General features: G+C 59.7%; 2 protein-coding genes. Both read left to right on the plus strand.

The window, feature by feature from the left end; translation table 11 throughout:
* Nucleotides 1–64: 64 nt before the first annotated feature.
* Nucleotides 65–13,741: a hypothetical protein gene (locus tag PVT68_RS16400; protein ID WP_280319959.1), complete on the plus strand. Its 13,677-nt coding sequence runs from the start codon at nucleotides 65–67 to the stop codon at nucleotides 13,739–13,741.
* Nucleotides 13,741–18,870 carry an OmpA family protein gene (locus tag PVT68_RS16405; protein WP_280319961.1) on the plus strand — a complete coding sequence of 1,710 codons (5,130 nt, stop codon included), beginning with the start codon at nucleotides 13,741–13,743 and terminating at the stop codon, nucleotides 18,868–18,870. The genes PVT68_RS16400 and PVT68_RS16405 overlap by 1 nt, the downstream gene beginning before the upstream one ends.
* The last annotated feature ends 15 nt before the right edge of the window (nucleotides 18,871–18,885 follow it).

Here is an 18,885-nt window from a genome sequence, read left to right on the forward strand (position 1 = left end):
TCCCCCGGTGCTGCCGCCTGTGCGGTGGCTGGCAAACTCAATTTTTGACTGGCAGCGGAACGTAATGACGTCTGAAGTAGAAAGACAAAAATCTTTAAAGCAAGCACTGGTTGGCTTTGTTTTCGGCTGCTTTGGAATGCTGCTGGGTTTGCCTGCTGCCTGGGCGCAGCAGAGCTGTCCCGCCGCCGCGCTCGACATCCAGATTACCGGCTACTGTGAATTGTGTGGCGGTGGTGAAGTGACCCTGACGCTCACCAATAACACCGCTGGCCAGCCGGGTAACACCAATAGAATTCAGTATCGCGATGAGAACCGGGATTTCACCAATGTGCAGGTGACCGTGGATCTGGGCGGACTGGAAACGGTATATGACGCGAGCCAGTACACCTTCAATATTGCGAGCATCCCGCGGGGCACGAGTGTTTCCCGCAGTTTTACCCTGACCGCGGAAAACGGGGTACGGGAGCAGCTGGTCAACGTTTTCTCTCGCCAGGAAATCACCGCTTCCGCCACGTACAGTTACGACAATTGCGGTGGCGAGGAGTACCGGCAGTGCCAGAACAACGGCGGTGGTGGCTGCGGCAGTTTCAGTGGCAATTGGGGCGATTGGCAGAATCTGCCGGGACAGGGAAGCCCGTCCAGTGAGTCAGATACTGGCACCAGTAATCTGGATATCCGCGAGCCCGGTCCCGTGGTGACCAAGGCGGTGCGCAATATCGATGCCGGCATGCCGGATTTCTCCGACCAGACGGTGCCGAATGGCGATATCACCTACGGTCACGAAGGCGACGGTATTATCTGGCGGGTCAACATCGCCAACGGCGGCAATGCACCCATGTACGACGTCATCTTCGATGACAGCATGAGTCCAGGTGGCGCCGCGAATATGGATATTCGAGCGCTGTGTCTGGACGAGGGGAACGCGGAAGTGGTGGCCAATGGAGGAGCAATCCCTCCCTCCTGTACCGCGATCAGTGGTGACGAAATCGTCGGTCGACCGCTGTCCGATTTCAATTCAGGCTGGAACGTCCTCGAAGACGGCGAACAAGCGGTAATGTTCCTCGCAGGGACATTGCGCAATTCCTGTGTTGGCCAGGTCAATACCGTCAGCAATGTACTGTGGGGCTGCTTTAACAATAACGGTACCCCGGAAAACGGCCACGGTGGTATCGCGGACGCGGTGTTGAATGGCCTTCCGAGCTATCAGAACGGCGACGGCAGTGAGGCTTCCTTCAGCGCGCTGGCGGCAGCGACGCTGAGCGAAGGCCTGGGAAACGAGGGCTCTCTGAATTACCAGGTGGAGTACTCGGGCCTGGTGCAGGGCGACCCGGTGGGTATGCGCGGTATGGTGCGTATTCGGGTCCAGAACCTCACTGGCGGCACCGTCAAAAACGTGGTGCTGACGGATACTCTGCCCGAGGGCTATATTCTCGATCCGAATTTTGAACCGCAGCTGACCATCACTTCTTTCGATGGCAATTACAACGATTACGCGGGCCGCGTTTCCTCCATCGACTGGGTCAACCGTGTCCCGGTTACCGGTGACCAGAGTTACCTCGGCAATACCGATCTGAAAACCCCGATTTTTCACCTGACCAGTGACGGTGAAAATGCCAACCCGGGCTATGTCGACAGCGATGATGGGGTGGCCGATGCGGACGATCAGGTAGACCTGTTGCGCCACGGCGACGAGGCCACGGTCACCTTTCGTATTGTGCAGGTGAACCAGGATGGCTCCCTCACCTATTACGATCGGATGGCAAACCTGGATGACCAGGATGAGAGCGGTGAGCGCGACGGCAGTCGCATTGATCCGCCGGCCATGACCGGGTTGAGCAACCGGCTGCATATTGCGTGGGAAGATTTCTGTTCCAATAACGGCCTCACCCATGCCGAAGATGCGCCGCTGACCACACCATTTGCACCGGACCCGGAAAACCTCAACGTCGATATCCCGCACCCGCTGTATATCATTCGCGATGAAGGCACCACGCCAATCACCGTGAATATCTGGAACAGCGGCGGACATACCGCTAGTGATTATCTCTTCTACGTTACCTTCGGTCAGGCAATTATCGTCGAAGGAGTGCCGACGCAATGTGATTTTGCCGATGGCAATCCCCCCTCACTGCCCGGTACGTTCAATGTGCCCGGCGCGGCCGGCGCACAGATACCGCTGTGGAATACACCCGCATGGCGCGGTGACAGCGATCCCAATGGTGACGGCAATCCGTTGCCCACCAATGCCATTGTTTACCGCTGCGACCTGGGGGCGATCTCCGGTGGCGGTAGCGGGAGCCTGGAATTCGAGGTTCGTAAAAACCACGATCAGTCCGCCGCTGACGACCTGAGTATGCGCGCCGATGTGGTAGGCATGATCACCCTCGCGGACGACAGCCGGACCTACACTGCCGCAAGTCCGGGTGCGCTTTCCATACCCGCGGACTGGCGCAACAGCGACGAGGCTCTGGTCTACCCGACGCCGGCGAACCTGGTCGGTGGCACTACCCCGTCACAGCAGCTGGCAAACAATTACACCCTGGATACGGTGCGTGCCCGCGCGCTGGGCTTCAACCTGCTCAAGCGCTATGTACCCGGTAGCTGTAAAGAAGCAGATTATCGCGGTAGCGGTGATGGCGATGGTCGTGCAAACCCGCCGCAGATTCTGATCGGCGAAGAGTGTGATTACGAAATCTATGCCGGTGGCTGGTTCGGATTTGATACCCCCGGCTGGAATATTACTGTCGAGCCACTCAGTGTCGGCGATGCCTTGCCAGCCCACGCCGGCGGTGACGACAGTGCCACTGGTACTCAGCATTTTGTCCAGCAGCAAGAATTGCCTGCTCTCTGCTCTACCAGCGGCGGCCTGCCTGGCTCGCCGAACTCGGTTTGTCGCGGCGTGGTGTCCGCAAACAATTTCACCCCGGATGCGGTACTGGGCGGCGGTGATCTGAGCTGGCTGTTCGGCGGTGTTGAAGTCATCACCAAGGACCGCTGGTTTCTCGCAAATATGACGACCCGCCTGCGCAATGAGGGCGAGGATTCAGTCAGCGCACCCAACCTGCACAGTGATATCAGCGTTGATTACGGCCGCAGCAGTTTCCGGGTTGAGTTTGCGGAAAACACCGGAATACCAATTTTCGCGGAAACTGTCGCCAATGACGGCAGCGGTGGCGCTGGCGCCTGTTTTAAATCGGGGGACAGCTGGGATGCCGCGGATTACAGCAGCAGTAATCCCAGCCCGTGTAACCCTGACTATCCCGGTTACCCCCAGTGGCAGGAGTGGACGGCACAATCCCAGGTGGTAGAGCCACGCCTGGAAATTACCAAGCAGGTCTGTAACCTGAGTGCCGCCACTGGTGACGTTGCCAGCTGTAGCTGGGCCGATCAGGCCGTCGGCAGTAAATTCGATGATTTCGTATATCGTCTGACCGTTAAAAACGAGGCCGCAGCGGAAGGCGTCAGCCGCGCGCCGGCCTACGACGTGGTGATCACCGATGTGCTCGATGACCGCGGCCAGATGTGTGTGTGGGCGGTCAACGGCGCCTTCGATACCGACGACGGTATTGAAAATATTCCCGGTGATAGCAATCCCGACGCCGGCCAGGTAGGCACCGCCATCGGTCTGAGCGACTACAGCTACGATTACCGCGATCCGGAAGCATCACCGCACTGTCTCGATGGCGGCAGTCCGGCGCATGTCACTTTTTCTTTTCAGCAGTCGAGCAAATTGAAGCAGATCGACCCGGACGCCGAGGTAGTGCTGCAGTACCGGGTCAGCCCCCATCGAACGGTTGCTCCGGGCCAGCCATTTAATGATGTCGCGGATATTTTTCGTTACGACAGCCTGGTCAGCGATGCTGGCCAGCAGACCGTAGCGCCCGTCGCCAACCAGAACCACCCGCTGGGTGACGGCAGTGAGCTGCCGGCAGCGCCGGACACTCCGCGTTCTGGCGGGGCGCGCATTTACTGTAGCAACGCCGATGACGAGAGCGAGTACTGTAAATCCGCCAACACCATAATCACGATTTACGAGGTGGAGGTTGAACCCATCGAGGCTCTGGGGCAGTCGACCCTGGGTGAATACGCTCCACGCCAGGGTGACGTGGATGCCGTGGTTGGTGAGGAAATTCGTCTGCGTCTCACCGGCCAGGTGCCGGCCTCGCAACTGGGGGATTTCACCTTCCACGCGGAGCTTCCCGAAGGGCTGCGCTGTATTGCCGCGGAAGAAAAAGACCTGCGCACAATACCGGGATCTGTCTGGTTCCCGGGTGACAACAGCGAGCCCCTTGTACCGACCATCAGCGGTTGCGAAAGCGCAGGCGGCGATGGCAGTTTTGTGCGCTGGGAATATGGCGACCAGCACCTGCTCGGACCGGAGGGACTGATTACCGTACAGGTCACCTTTGTGGTGCGGGTGGAGAACAACAACTTCACCGGCCACGATGAAAATCTGGTGATCAATGGCGGCGGGGACTCCTATATGTCCTATCTTCCGCCCGGTGCATCCAGCAGTGAACGCAGTGTGTTTGTACCGCCGCCGATTACCGTGCATGTGAACGGTCCGCGTATTGCCCTGGAAAAAAGCTTTGACGATAGCCTGGTCACCGTCGACGGTGATGACGTCATTACCGTAACCGTAAAGGCGAGCAACACGGGTACCCCAGGTATCCCGACCAGCGCTACCGCGTACAACCTGCAGATACTCGATGACCTGCGCGATACCAAATACCGCTACGTACCGGGGAGTCCGTTGGGTATCAACGGCACGCCTACACCCCAGGTGCGTTTTGTCGACGGCGATACCGATGCGCCGGTGTTTTACTGGGATGATCCCAGCCCGGATGCCATTGCCGGAACCAGCTGGGCGGCGCCCTATGCCATTGCCGAAGGTGAATTCGTGGAATTCAGCTTCCAGCTACGCGTGGTGGGCGAGGCCAATGAAGCGGGTGACGATGTATTTGTATCTCCCCATGAAACCCTGGCAAATACGATTGAAGCTATCTGGCAGTCGCTGCCCAACCAAAACCTGAACCTGAATATTGATCCTCTATCCAGCGGTGGTGCCATCGGCGCGGATGGTATGGATGACGGCATGCGCAACGGCTGGTTTAGCACCGACAGCGATCCCCAGCCGGATATCAACGATTACGAAACCGTCGCTGAGGATTCCGTCAGCGTCGGCGGTCTGTTGTTTGCCAAGACGGATATCACCGAAAATGGCGACGTCCCTGAAGCCCGCACGATTGGAGCCCATCGCACCTTCCGTCTGGATATTTCTCTTCCGGAAGGCGTGACTGAAAATGTCGCGGTCACCGACACCCTGTCCACCGGCTATGCCATCGCCAATCCGGATCACGGCTATGAAATTCGCTGTGAGTATGACGACACCATTCTGGCCATCAATGACGAGACCCCGGATTCGGCCTGCGGTCAATTCGCCGGCGTATTACCGCAACACGGGGACACCGGTGTTCTCTCCTGGAATATCGGTAAGGTTACTACTCATACTGAAGACGACACGGGAGTCAGCGCTACCAACGGGATTAACCCGGTTATTCGTATTTACTATGTCGCGCGCATCGAGAATATCGAGGGCATCGTTGCCGATTCGGTGCTGACAAACAGCGCCGAGCTGAATTATTTAAATGCCCCGGAAACCCTGAGCGGGGAAACTTCACTGACAGTAGCGGAATCGGCACTGACAGTAAGCAAAACCGCCAGTGCGGCAAGTGCGGTCAGCGGTGACACCGTCGACTACACCATCGCTATTACCAATGGCTCGGGAGCCTCCACCGCGTACGACGTCAATATCGCTGACCTGCTGCCGGAGCAGTTGCGTCTGGAAAGCGCGACCATCGATGGCGTGGACTACATGCCCGCTACGCGTGCAGACGGTAGTTTTGTTTGGGGCCGGGAAAACGAGGACAACAGTCTCGATATCGCGCCGGGACAGACCCTCACACTGGTGTACACCACCACCGTGCTGTCGGCGTTTGGCAGTGACATTGAAAACACCGTTTACGTGGACTGGACGTCGCTGAATCACGGGGCGTTGCCAGGACAGGATACTTATCCCGGCGACTACGAACGCCATGGCCAGGGTTGTCCGTCAATCAGTACCGACACACCCTGGAATAATTACTGTACGCAAAGCAGTGCGCAGGTAACCACGGAAGACAGCACCGAATTCAGTAAGACTGCTATTTCCGATGCCTGGGGTGCAATGGATCGCGCGCGCATTGGCGATACCGTGCAGTACACCCTGAACCTGGGTATCCAGCCCGGTATCACCCGCAATGCGGTGGTGACCGATGAATTGCCAGCGGGACTGGCGCTGGTGTCGGTAGATAGTTATGACTGTGGAGTGAAAGGATTTGCGTGTTCGCAGTCACCGGCGGAACTCCCTGCGGGCACCACTGGAACCCTGCAGTGGCAGTTTGGTGATATCACTGCGGAGAGTGATTCCACACCGCCGTTCACCATAGTCTACACCGCAGTGGTGCTCGACGATGAAGCGGTATTCCCCGCAGGCAGTGGTGAAATCGAGCGCGAAAACATCGCTCAATTCAATTACGACGGCGCCGCAGAAATTCTGCAGGGCCAGGCCAGTATCTGGGTAGTGCAGCCGAATATCACCGACCTGGTGAAAAGTGATACACGCAGCGGGGTAACCAGCCCCTATACCGTGGTGGATATCGCCAGTGAAGTAATGAACTTCCGTCTGCAGGCGCTCAACACCGGTGGGGCTCCTGCTTACGGTGCGGTGATTACCGATACCCTGAATATCGACGCGGCAAACCCGGAGTTTGATGATTCCACCATCAACATCGTGCAGGTACAGGTCGCCGGCGAGTCGGCGGAATACGAAGTCGTCATCAACGGCGGCATCATCGAATTCACCCTGTCTGATGTGGTACCGGAAGGTGCCGCAATCCTTATTGATTATCAGGTGGGTCTGAACACCGCGATCCCCAGTGGCCACACCTGGTACAACCGCTTCCATATCGCCAACTACGTTTCCAGCGATATTTCCGTTTCCAGTGGCATCGACGGTGCTGCCGCACGCGCCTATGAAGGCAGCGCACCGGCCTGTGAATCCGGTACGGGAACCGGCTGTTTTACCCTGATGACACCGGTGGCGGACCCGGAAGACCTTACCCTGCAATTACTTGAGCCCGGCGATGGCCGTGCACCCATCGGGCAGGCAGTCAGCTACCGCATCACCGTTCCCGCGAGCCCGATTGCCGGCTCTACGCTGGCGGACGTGCAGGTTGAAAATACGCTGCTGGGCCGAGATACGGCCATTGCCGTGGAAAGCGTCACCATCGACGGTGAGCCGGTAACCGTTGCCGATGGCGAAATCTTCACCATCGACGTCGGCGATATTCCCCCCAACGAGGTGCGGGAAATTGTCGTCAGTGGTTGGGTTGCCAATCACGAAGACGCCCAGTCCGGGCAGACGTTTGATATCAGCGCTACCTACACCTATAGCGAAGCCGGTGTAATTACCGAGATGGGCGGCGAGAGCGTAACGATCACCGTCATCGAACCGGAACTGGCGCTGACCCAGTCTGCAATTAACCAGAGCGGAAATACCGAGCCGGTTGCCGGCGATCTCTATCGCTTCAGTCTGGCCCTCGCAGAGCAGGGGGCCAACGGCTCCACCGCTTACGATCTCTCCGTACTGGAAGAACTGGGCATCGGCTGGGCGTATCAGCCCGGCAGCGCGCTGTTCAATGGCGTTGCGATTGCCGATCCTGTCATCAATGGTGACGGTATCGACACAGCCCAGACCCTGGCCTGGAATGCCGTCGCCAACACCGATATTCCCGTGGGTGAAACCCGCACCCTGGAATTCGAAGTGCGGGTACTGGACAGTGTTCTTGCCGGCCAGGAACTGACCGCTGCTACCTCCGCGCAGTGGACCAGCCAGGCGGGCGCGCCGGTGCAGGTCGAGCGCGATGGATCCGGAATGCCAGATCCGGCGGCGCTGAATAATTACTTCCTCGGCCCGCAATCGTTGCCCGTCCTTGCCATCGGCAACAATGCCACCCTGGCGAAAGATGTCATCGCGGAAACAGCACCGCTGAACGACGGCGAGCTGCGCATCGGTGACCTGGTGACCTACGAGCTGCGTTTGGGCGTGCAACGGGGAACTCTGCCCAATGCGGTAGTGAGCGATACGCTGCCCGAGGGCATGGTGTTTGTGGATACGGTTTCCATCGCTGCCGAGGGTATGGAATACGATTTCACGCAGGAACCGGTTGCCGATTCCGTGGGGGAGGTAACCTGGAATCTGGGCACCTTGCTGAATACCAGTGGCGATGAGGTGGTCATTACTTACCGCGCCCGGGTACAGCGGGATGTATTGCCGCTCAACGCAGTAAATATTGAGCTGCGCAACCAGGCGAGCTTTCAGTTTGATACCGCGGCCGGTCCCAGTGAGCCGCTGTTGGCAGAGCAGGCAATGAACCTGTTGCAGCCGGATCTCGCCTTCGCACTTACCGCGGTACCGGATGGCAGTGCTGCGCTCTCGCCCGACGAAGAAATTGTCTTCACGGCGACCATCAGCAACAACGGTACCGCGCCGGCTTACGATATCGTTCTGCGGGATGTGATTCCTGTGGGCATGCGTCAGGGCGGCGTGGAAACGGTTTCCGTCAACGGTAATACCTCCGATCCGTTGCAGCCGCTATTCGATGCCGCAACCGGTGACGTCGTATGGAATTTCAGTAACGAAATTCCCGCGGGCGAAACACTGGAAGTGGTGTACCGGGTCACCGTCGACAGCGATATCGCCGCGGGTCTGCAGATCGGCAACAACGCTTACATCGAGTGGTACTACTCCTTCGGCGAGAGTGAAATTCCCGAAGGCGCGGTACTGGATAACCGTCAGCCCTACGGCCCCAGCGATGCGGTGAGCGTGCTGTTCAGCACGCCGGATGCACAGCCACTGCTGATTGCGGTGGAGCCGGTTACTCGTGAGCAGGCTTCCATCGGCGAGCCGTTTGTCTATCGTCTGACCATTCCTGCGGTGGGCGCACTGCACGATGTAGCCATCCAGATGGATCTGGCGGATTCCAGTGTGGATATGGTGGACCTGGCCTTTGTCAGCGCTGAGCAGGTATCCGGCAATATCGCCTTCAACCCGCAGGGGTCTGTCGACGGTAGCCTGTTGACCATCGAAGACGCCAACAGCGGTATCGATGTCGAAGCCGGTGATGAGGCGGTGATTGATGTCACCCTGCATCTGCGGGATACCACCCTCAACCAGTTCGGCAAGTCTTTCACTGCCCGTGCCGGTTACAGCTATAGCTATGCCAACGACGACCCCAGTGCCGGTCGCGGCACTGGTGAAGTCAGCGCGTACTCTGCACCGATTGAAATTGTCGAGCCCTACGAGCTGGTCCTGACCAAATCCGGGGATGCCAAGATTCAGTCCGGTGTTGCCGGTCGTTTCCTGCTCGACGTGCACAACCGTGGTAGCGGTCCCGCCTGGGATCTCACCGTACGGGACTTCCTGCCGTCTAGTGATCAGGGCGGGATGTGCGAAACCCCACCGGCCAACTTTGCGGTGAATGTGCTGGATGCCGGCGGCAATGTGGTGGCGACCCTGAGTGAAGGTTCGGATTTCACCACCGGGTTTGATGCCGAGCAGTGCACGCTGATCTTTACTACCAGCGGTGCGAACGCGGCACTGCCTGCGGATCATCACCTGCAATTTGCCTACGACGCCTGGCTCGATGAAAACACTGTCGACGGTGCCACTCTCGACAATGTCGCAGGCGCGGAGCAGTGGTACAGCTGGGACAGTACCGGTCCGGATGCGCGCATTTACGAGCGCAGCTACGCCAGTGATCCCGCAGACGGTACCCCCGGGGTGGAGGACCATGAAGATGTCTTCACCGTAACCGCGGCAGTGCCGAGTGTGGTGTTTGAAAAAGTGGTGGCGAACATTACTTCCGGTGACGGTCCGGCCACCCTGGCTGCTCCCGGCGATGTGTTGCAGTACACCCTGACCCTGCGCAACCTCAGTGATGTGGATGTGGAAAACGTCGCGATCACCGACGTGCTGGATCGCCTCAACAGTCCCGCTTACTTCGTGCCGGGTACCCTGCAGCTGATTGCCATGCCGAGTGACGGTGACAGCAGTGCCACCAGTGCCACTGGCGGCACCAACGGCACTGGCCTGGTGGATGTACGCAACTTCACCCTCGGCGCCGCCGGCAGCGGCAGCGAGGAAGTGCAGCTGGTGTATCAGGTACAGTTGATTGGTGTGATCGACAGCGGCTCCGCGGTACTGAATCAAGCACAGCTACAGTTGCCGGGGCAGGCGCTGATCGACAGTGACGACCCGAACATTAATGGCGCTGCCGATCCGCAGGTCGCCGGAGATGAAGACCCCACCCGCGTGATTATCGAATCTGCGCCGGTACTGAACGTCGAGAAAATCTCCGAGGATCTCACCGGCGAGCCGGACAGCCTGATGCCGGGCGACACCCTGCGCTACACCATCCGCGTGGAAAACATCGGCAACGAAAATATGCTGGAGGCGAGCCTGCGCGATCAGGTGCCCGCCAACACCACCTATGTCGCCGGCTCTACCACACTGAATGGTGCTGCGCTGGACGATCTGAACGGCACCACCCCGCTGACGCAGACCCTGGTGATCCAATCCCCGGGTGCGGAGACCGGTGAGCTGCTGGCAGATCCGGCAGCATCCGGTGCACAGGCCGCGATCATCACCTTCGATGTGACCATCAACAACGTCAAAGACGGCACGCTGATTTCGAACCAGGGCTTTGCCAATGGTGTGGGCGCTGGCAACGGCAATATCCCGCTCGAGGAAAAGCCGTCCGATGATCCCACCACCGAAGTGGCCGACGACCCGACCATTGATATCGTCGGTAACGTGCCGCTGCTGCGTGTGCAGAAAACGGTGCAGCTGGCTGTGGATAACCTGACCACCGGCATCGTCGATCCGGAAGACGTACTGCGCTACACCATCACGGTTACCAACCTGGGCGGCAAAGATGCAACTGAAGCGCGCTTCGTGGATCTGGTGCCGGAGCACACCACCTACGTGGCTGGCAGCACTACCCTGAACGGTATTGCGATTGCGGATAACGGCGTGGATTCCCCGCTGGTCACCGGTATTGCCATAAGCAGTGACGACCTGACACCGCCGCTGCCTGCGGAAGGTGAGGGTGTACTCACTACCGCGCAGACCGCCACCATCGTGTTTGACGTGGTGGTGAATGTGGACACCGAGCGCGGCACCATCATCAGCAACCAGGGCAGTGTGTACAGCCTGGAGTTGCCGCTCACGCTGACCGATGCGGACGGCAACAGCAGCAACGGTGCACAGCCCACGGAAGTGGTGGTCGGCGATGCGCAGCAGCTGTCCATCACCAAAGAGGTAGCGGTTGTCGGTGGCGGCGCGGCGGAATCCGGCAAGGTGCTGGAATACATCGTGCGCGTAACCAACATCAGCGCGGTGCCCGCGAGCCTGGTCTCCATTTACGACGACCTGCTGGTGGCCGGTGAAGGTGTGCTTACTTACGTCGCGGACTCTGCGCGCCTGAATGGCCTGGCGGATGGCGTGATGGTGGATGGCCCGCTGATCACCGCGGACTACAGCAGTGTCTACGGCGATCTGCAGCCGAGTGAAACCATCACCCTGCGCTTCGAAGCCAAGCTAGGGGATAACCTGGCCATGGGCTACACGGTGGTGAATACCGCGCAGGTGAAATGGAATGATCCGCCGGCCTACAACGAGGCTACGGTGACCATCGATATCGGCGGTACCCCGGGCATTGCCAATCTCTCCGGTTACCTCTGGCACGATGTGAATTTCAGCGAGACTGCCGACAGTGAGGAGCAACTGCTCACCAACTGGAACGTGGAGCTGTATTTGAACAACGCGCTGCTGGAAACCGTGCAGAGCGATGAGAACGGCTACTTCCAGTTTGCGGGCCTGGTACCGAATATGGACGGCGCCAATGTGGTCGGCGCCAGCTACGAGCTGCGCTACCTGGCCCCGAATGCGGTGAGTACCACCGCATCTCTCGGCAATACCAGTTCCGACTACACCAATGGTCCGCAGCAGATCCGCGATATCTATATCGATTCGGGCAGTAACCCGCAGACCCTGAATCTGCCGATTACGCCGAACGGGGTGATCTACGATTCCGTGCTGCGCGCTCCTGTCAATGGTGCCCGTGTACGCTTGCTGGGTGCGTCCAGTGGCCAGCCGCTGCCGGACAGCTGTTTTGACGATCCCAAGCAGCAGAACCAGGTCACCCTCACCGGCGGCTTCTACAAGTTCGATGTGAACTTCAGCAGCGCGGCCTGTGCGGTGAATGCGGATTACCTGATCGAAGTGGATGTGCCGAGCGAAGATTACGTGTCCGGCCCGTCCCAGATCATCCCGCCGCAGACCGGTGTGGATACCGGCAGCTTTGACGTCGCCGCATGTCTCGGCAGCGCCGCGGACATGATTCCGGGCACGCCGGACCACTGTGAGGTGCAGCTGTCTGTATTGCCGCCTTCTATTGATATGGATGCGCGCAGCAGCGAGACCGATTACTACCTGCGTGTAAACCTGGATGACAGCAACCAGCCGGGCAGCAGCCAGCTGTTCAACAACCACATTGCACTGGACCCGCAACTTGAGGGAGCGCTCGCGCTGACCAAAACCGCGGCCATGTTGAATGTAACCCGCAGCCAGCTGGTGCCCTACACCATCACCTTCAGCAACTCGCTGCCAGTGCCGATGACGGATCTGCAGCTGGTGGATTACTTCCCCGCGGGCTTCAAGTATGTGGCCGGTTCCGCGAACCTGGATGGGGTGAAAGTGGAGCCGGTGGTGAACGGCCTGCAACTGCAGTGGCCGCATCTGCGTGCCGAGCCGGAGCAGACCCACAGCATGAAACTGCTGCTGGTGGTGGGCTCCGGTGTGGGCGAGGGCGAGTACGTGAACCGCGCGCGCATGTTCAACGAACTCTCCGGCCAGCAGACCTCTGGTGAGGCTACGGCCACCGTGCGTGTGGTACCGGACCCGACCTTCGACTGTACCGATGTGATCGGCAAGGTGTTCGACGATAAGAACCTGAATGGCTATCAAGACCCCGGTGAGGGCGGCGTGCCCGGTGCGCGTGTTGTCACAGCCAACGGTCTCAAGGCCACCGCCGATGCGCACGGTCGATTCCATATCACCTGTGCGGCGGTGCCGAACCCGGATCGCGGTTCCAACTTCGTGCTGAAACTGGACGACCGCAGCCTGCCGAGCGGCTACCGCCTGACCACGGAAAACCCGCGGGTTCAGCGCGCCACCCGAGGCAAAATGCTGGAGTTCAACTTCGGTACCAGCCTGCATAGAGTCGTGCGCCTGGATCTGGCGGAAGCGGTATTCGAACCCGGTACCAGCGAGCTGCGTCCGCAGTGGCGTTCGCGCACCGAACTGTTGCTGGAGCGACTGCAGGAGGCACCGTCGGTACTGCGCCTGTCCTACCTGGCGGAGAACGAAGATCCGTCGCTGGTGGACGCGCGCCTTGCCACCATCAAGGCCCGTATCGCCGAGGACTGGGCAGCACTGAATTGCTGCTACCCACTCAATATCGAAACCGAAATTTTCTGGCGCCGTGGCGCGCCGCCCGCGCGTGGCAATGTGCTGGACGGGCTCAAACGCAGTGTTAACCGCATGATCGGAAGTGATGATCAGGGAGGCGCCCGGTGATGTTCCGTCCGTCTAAAAATAAAATCGCGATTGTCATGGTGGCGCTTGTGAGTGCTTCGGCACTCGCCCAGGAAGAAAGCAAAACCGAAACCTCCTGGTGGCAGAAAATCCCCGGCCTCTCGCCGCAGATCGAAACCACCGGTGACTACACGGAAAAATCGCTGGGCAGCAACACCGAAACCACACTGATTCCCAGGGCCGGTCAACTGTGGGTGCAGGATGCGGAAACCTTTATCGCCCCCGAGGAGGCGGTGCTGGAAAACAATGCACTGCCGCCGCTGGTGTATCGCGAGGTGGACGATGAAATCGATCCGGCGATGGTTGCACAGCTGCGGGAAAGGCTCGACGCCCTGAGCGATGCGCATGAGCTGCGGCTGATTTTCATCGGCCACACCGACAGCGATCCGCTGAGCGAAGACCAGCAGTCCGAATTCGCGGATAAATCCGCGTTCACCGAGGCGCGCGCCAAACTGGTAGCGGAGTATTTCCAGACCGCGCTGGAGCTGCCGGAAGATGCCATTGTGTTTGAAGGCCGCGGTGACAGCGAACCGCTGACGGAAAACATCACCGAAAAAGGCCGCGAGCTGAACCGCCGCGTAGAACTGACCCTGCGCTATTTCGAGCTGGATCAGGAAGCCCGCGACGCCCAGCGCCGTGCCGAGGCGTTGCAGCTCAACCGGGTAAAAGTCTGCCGTCAGGAAACCGTGTGTAAGCTGCGCTATACCGCCGGAAGTGACCAGCGCGCGCGGCTAAAAAACCTGGTGTCGCCGCTGCGTCTGCAGCCGGGGCAGGTGGACCTGCCGGAGGCGTTCGTGCGCCGTATCCAGGAGGTGCGCAATACCCTGCTGGACAAGCCCAATCTTGCCATTCATTTTGTCGGCCACACTGACGGCGCGCCGCTGCCAGAAGGTCCGGCGGAACTGTACGACGACCAGATGGCACTGTCGCGCGCGGAAGCGCGGCGGGTGGCACTGGCGGTGGCGGATCAGCTGCGCCTGCCGGGCTACATGGTCACCAGCAGTGGCAAAGGGGCGACCCAGCCCATCGCCGCCAACGACACCGCGAAGGGCCGTTCCCTGAACCGCCGTGTGGAAGTGGAATTCTGGTACGACGATTTACTGGAAACCGCCGCCGACGGCGTGCAGGCGTGCCCGGAATCTGCCGCGGCGGAAACCATCACCATCGCCCACGAATCGCCCACCGGCGACGTGCCACCGATTTTCCTCGATAGTGGCGAGCCGCAGATTTCCAGCGCACAGCTGGGGCAGATGCAACGCCTGATGGAAGAGGTGGCGGGCAAGCAGAATGTGCGCCTGAGCTTTGTCGGCTATAGCGACAATGAGCGCATGGAGCGCCGCGAAGCCATGGTATATGGCGATGACGTGGGCCTGTCGTCCGCGCGCGCGAAAAAGACCATGGAAGTGGTGCAGCAGCAGCTCGGCCTCGACTCAACCCAGGTAGAGTTTGAAGGCCGCGGTTATGTAGAGTCCAAAGATGTGGTGCAGACCGGATTTATCCACATGGACGGCGCCCGCGTGGAAGTGCAGGTGCTCTACGATGAGCTGGCGGTGCTGGCAGAGCAGGACCGCCTGGAAATCGAACGCCTGCAGCAGGAGGCCCTGGCCCACAACCCTTACGCCCTGAACCTGATGCGCATTACCGTGGACGGTGCGCCGGAATACGATCCGCACAAGAACTCCGCGGACCTGCAGCGCTGTACCGACGTGGCCCTGGAAAACGCCAATATCCAGTTCCGCTTCGACAACCAGTCGATGCAGCCGCGTCTTAATGTCACCGCCTTCCCCAGCACTATCCGCTATGCGGACGATCCGCAAACGGAGCTGGCGGACAGCCGCGTGCAGTTCAAGCGCTACACCAACTACCCCTCGTTTATTGCGCGCGCGGAAGTGCGGATTTTCGAGGAAGAGCAATCCCTGCGCGACGCACCCTTGGCGGTGGTCACCCTTGACCAGAACGGCGAGGGCAGCTGGGAGGCGGAATTCGAAAGTTTCCAGGCACCGCTGAAAAAACTGAAATACGTGCTGAGGGTATACGACTGGAAACAGCGTTTTGACGAGACCCGCCCGCAGACCCTGTGGCTTGTGGATAACTTCGAACCGCAGCTGCAGGAAGCCACCACCGAAAAAGAACTGCTGGTCGGCTACGGTGAAAACCGCCTGGCAGAGCAGAATATTCCGGTAAGCGGCAATGCGGTGCTGGTGAATGGCGCGGAGATTCCGGCAAACCACAGCGTGTGGCTGGCGGGCCGCGAAATTCCCGTGAGCAGCAGCGGAGATTTCGTCGCCGAGGAAATTTTTGCCAAGGGCCTGCACACCGTGGAAGTGGCGGTGCTGGACGAGCAGGGCAACGGTGAACTGTTCCTGCGGGACCTGGAATTCAATCGCGACGACTGGTTCAGTGTGGGTATCGCCGATGTCACCATCGCCCGCGATGACACCAATGGCCCGGCGGCGCTGGTGACCGGTGACCAGACCCACTACGACAATTCCGCGAGCTACGACGGCCGCCTGGCGTTTTACACCAGTGGCAGCTTTGGCGACGGCTGGCGCCTGTCGGCCAGCGCGGACACCGAAGAGGGCCCCATCGACGACCTGTTCACCAATTTTATGGAAAAAACGCCGGACGCATTGTTCCGCCGTCTGGACAGCGATCTCTACTACCCGACCTTCGGTGACGATTCGACGGTCGTCGAAGATGCCCCCACCTCCGGCAAGTTTTTTATCAAACTGGAAAACTACGACGATTACGGCCTGTGGGGTAACTTCAAGGCGTCCTACACCGACAACGAACTGGCGCATATCGACCGCGCGCTGTACGGGGCGAATTTCCATTTCGAGACCGACGATGTCACCGACTTCGGCGACAAGCGTTTTGAAGTGGATGCGTTCAGTGCGGAACCCGGCACCATTGCGGGTCGCGACGAGTACCGCGGCACCGGTGGTTCTCTCTACTACCTGCGTCACCAGGATATTCTCACCGGCTCCGAGCGCCTGCGGGTGGAAGTGCGGGACAAGAACTCCGGCCTGGTGCTGGGGGTAAAAAACCTTACGCCGGTGATCGATTACGATGTGGATTACATTCAGGGCCGCGTGCTGCTGAACCGTCCGCTGTCGGCCATCGCCAACGACAACCTGATCGTGCAGGACGGCTCCTACAACGGCAATCCGCAGTACCTGGTGGCCCGCTACGAATACACCCCGGGCTTCGACGACCTCGACACCCTCGCGGTAGGTGGTCGCGCCCAGTATTGGGCGGGTGATCACGTGCGCATCGGCGTGAGTGCGAGCCAGCAGGATGAGGAAGACAACGAGTCATCACTGAACGGCGTCGACCTGACATTGCGCAAGAGTGCCGGTACCTGGATGAAAGTGGAAGTGGCGGAGAGCCAGGGCAACACCCTGGAAAGCCTGTCTTCCCTCGATGGCGGTTACAGCTTCAGCCAGGGGAGTTTTGAACAGGGAGGGCCGATCGATCCCAATGCGAAGGCGGCTGCGAACAAGGTTGAAGCCGCGATCCAGATAGGGGATTTCTTCGAGGGTGCGCGCGGTTCCATGTCCGTCTATGCGCAGCAGCGGGATGCGGGTTTCTCCGCGCCAGGACAACTCGCAACCTATGACACCGAGCAATACGGTGCGGTGGTCAACCTGCCCATTGGCGAGCGTTTCGATGTCGGCCTGAAAATGGACAACAAGGAACAGCAGCAGGGGCTGCAGACTTCCGCCACCGATGTGGAACTGGGTTATCGCCTGAGCGAGCGCTGGCGCCTGGCTGCCGCGGCCCGCTCGGACTCCCGCGAGGATTTGTCAGCGGTAGTACCTGTCACCCAGAAGCAGGGCGATCGCACCGATGTGGCGATCCAGGCCGGTTACGATTCCGGTGCCAACTGGAACGCGTTCGGTTTCGTGCAGCGCACTGCCGAGTTGTCCGGCAACCGTGATGAAAACAATCGCGTCGGCGTCGGTGGCGCCTACCGTGTCAGTGACCGCCTGACGGTGGACAGCGAACTTTCCGGTGGTGACACCGGCAACGCGGCGCGTCTCGGCACCGACTTCCTGGTGACCGACCGCACCAACCTCTACCTGAACTACACCCTCGACAACGAGCGCACCGATACCGGTGTGCGCGCGCGCAAGGGCAATCTGAACAGCGGTTTCCGCAGTCGCTTCTCCGACACTACGAGTATTTACGGCGAAGAGCGTTACACCCACGGCGATGTGTCCACCGGTCTCACCCACGCCCTGGGTGTGGATCTGGCACCGAGCGACACCTGGAATTACGGTACGTCTCTCGAAGCGGGAACCCTCGAGGATCCGCGCACAGGAGCCGAAACCGAGCGCCGTGCCATGGGCGCCAGCATGGGCTTCAACGACGGCGACCTGCGTGTGTCGAGCGCGGTGGAATACCGCATCGACAATACGCAGACGCTCACCGACCCTGAGACGGTACTGGAAATCGAGCGCAAAACATGGCTGATGAAAAATGCCCTGAGCTTCCAGATCAGCCCGGACTGGCGTTTGGTGGGCAAGCTCAATTACTCCGACAGTCAGAGCTCTGCCGGGCAGTTCTACGACGGCAAGTACACCGAGGGCGTCATGGGCTATGCCTACCGCCCGATAGACAACGACCGCTGGAATACGCTGCTGAAGTACACCTACTTCTACAATGTGCCCACCACCGACCAGGTGCTGGTGACCTCCAGCAGCACCAGCAGTGCGGTGGAGTTCGTACAGAAGAGCCACATCTTCTCGGTCGACACCAACTACGATCTGACCCAGCGCTGGACCCTGGGCGCCAAGTACGCCTACCGTCTGGGGCAATTGAGCATGGACCGTGAAAATCCCGAGTTCTTTGACAGTAACGCCCATCTGTACGTGATGCGCGCCGACTGGCACTTCGTGAACAAATGGGATCTGTTGCTGGAAGGCCGCGTGCTCGACCTGCCGGAAGCGGGCGACCGCAGAAGCGGCGCGCTGCTGGCGCTGTATCGCCAGATGGGAAGTCATTTCAAGGCGGGCATCGGTTACAACTTTACCGACTTTTCCGATGACCTGACGGACCTGGATTACGACAGTCAGGGTGTGTTCATAAATATGGTCGGTAAGTTCTAAGATCGGTTCGCCTGC

It is taken from the genome of Microbulbifer bruguierae (assembly GCF_029869925.1).
In the GTDB taxonomy this organism is placed as follows: Bacteria; Pseudomonadota; Gammaproteobacteria; order Pseudomonadales; family Cellvibrionaceae; genus Microbulbifer; species Microbulbifer bruguierae.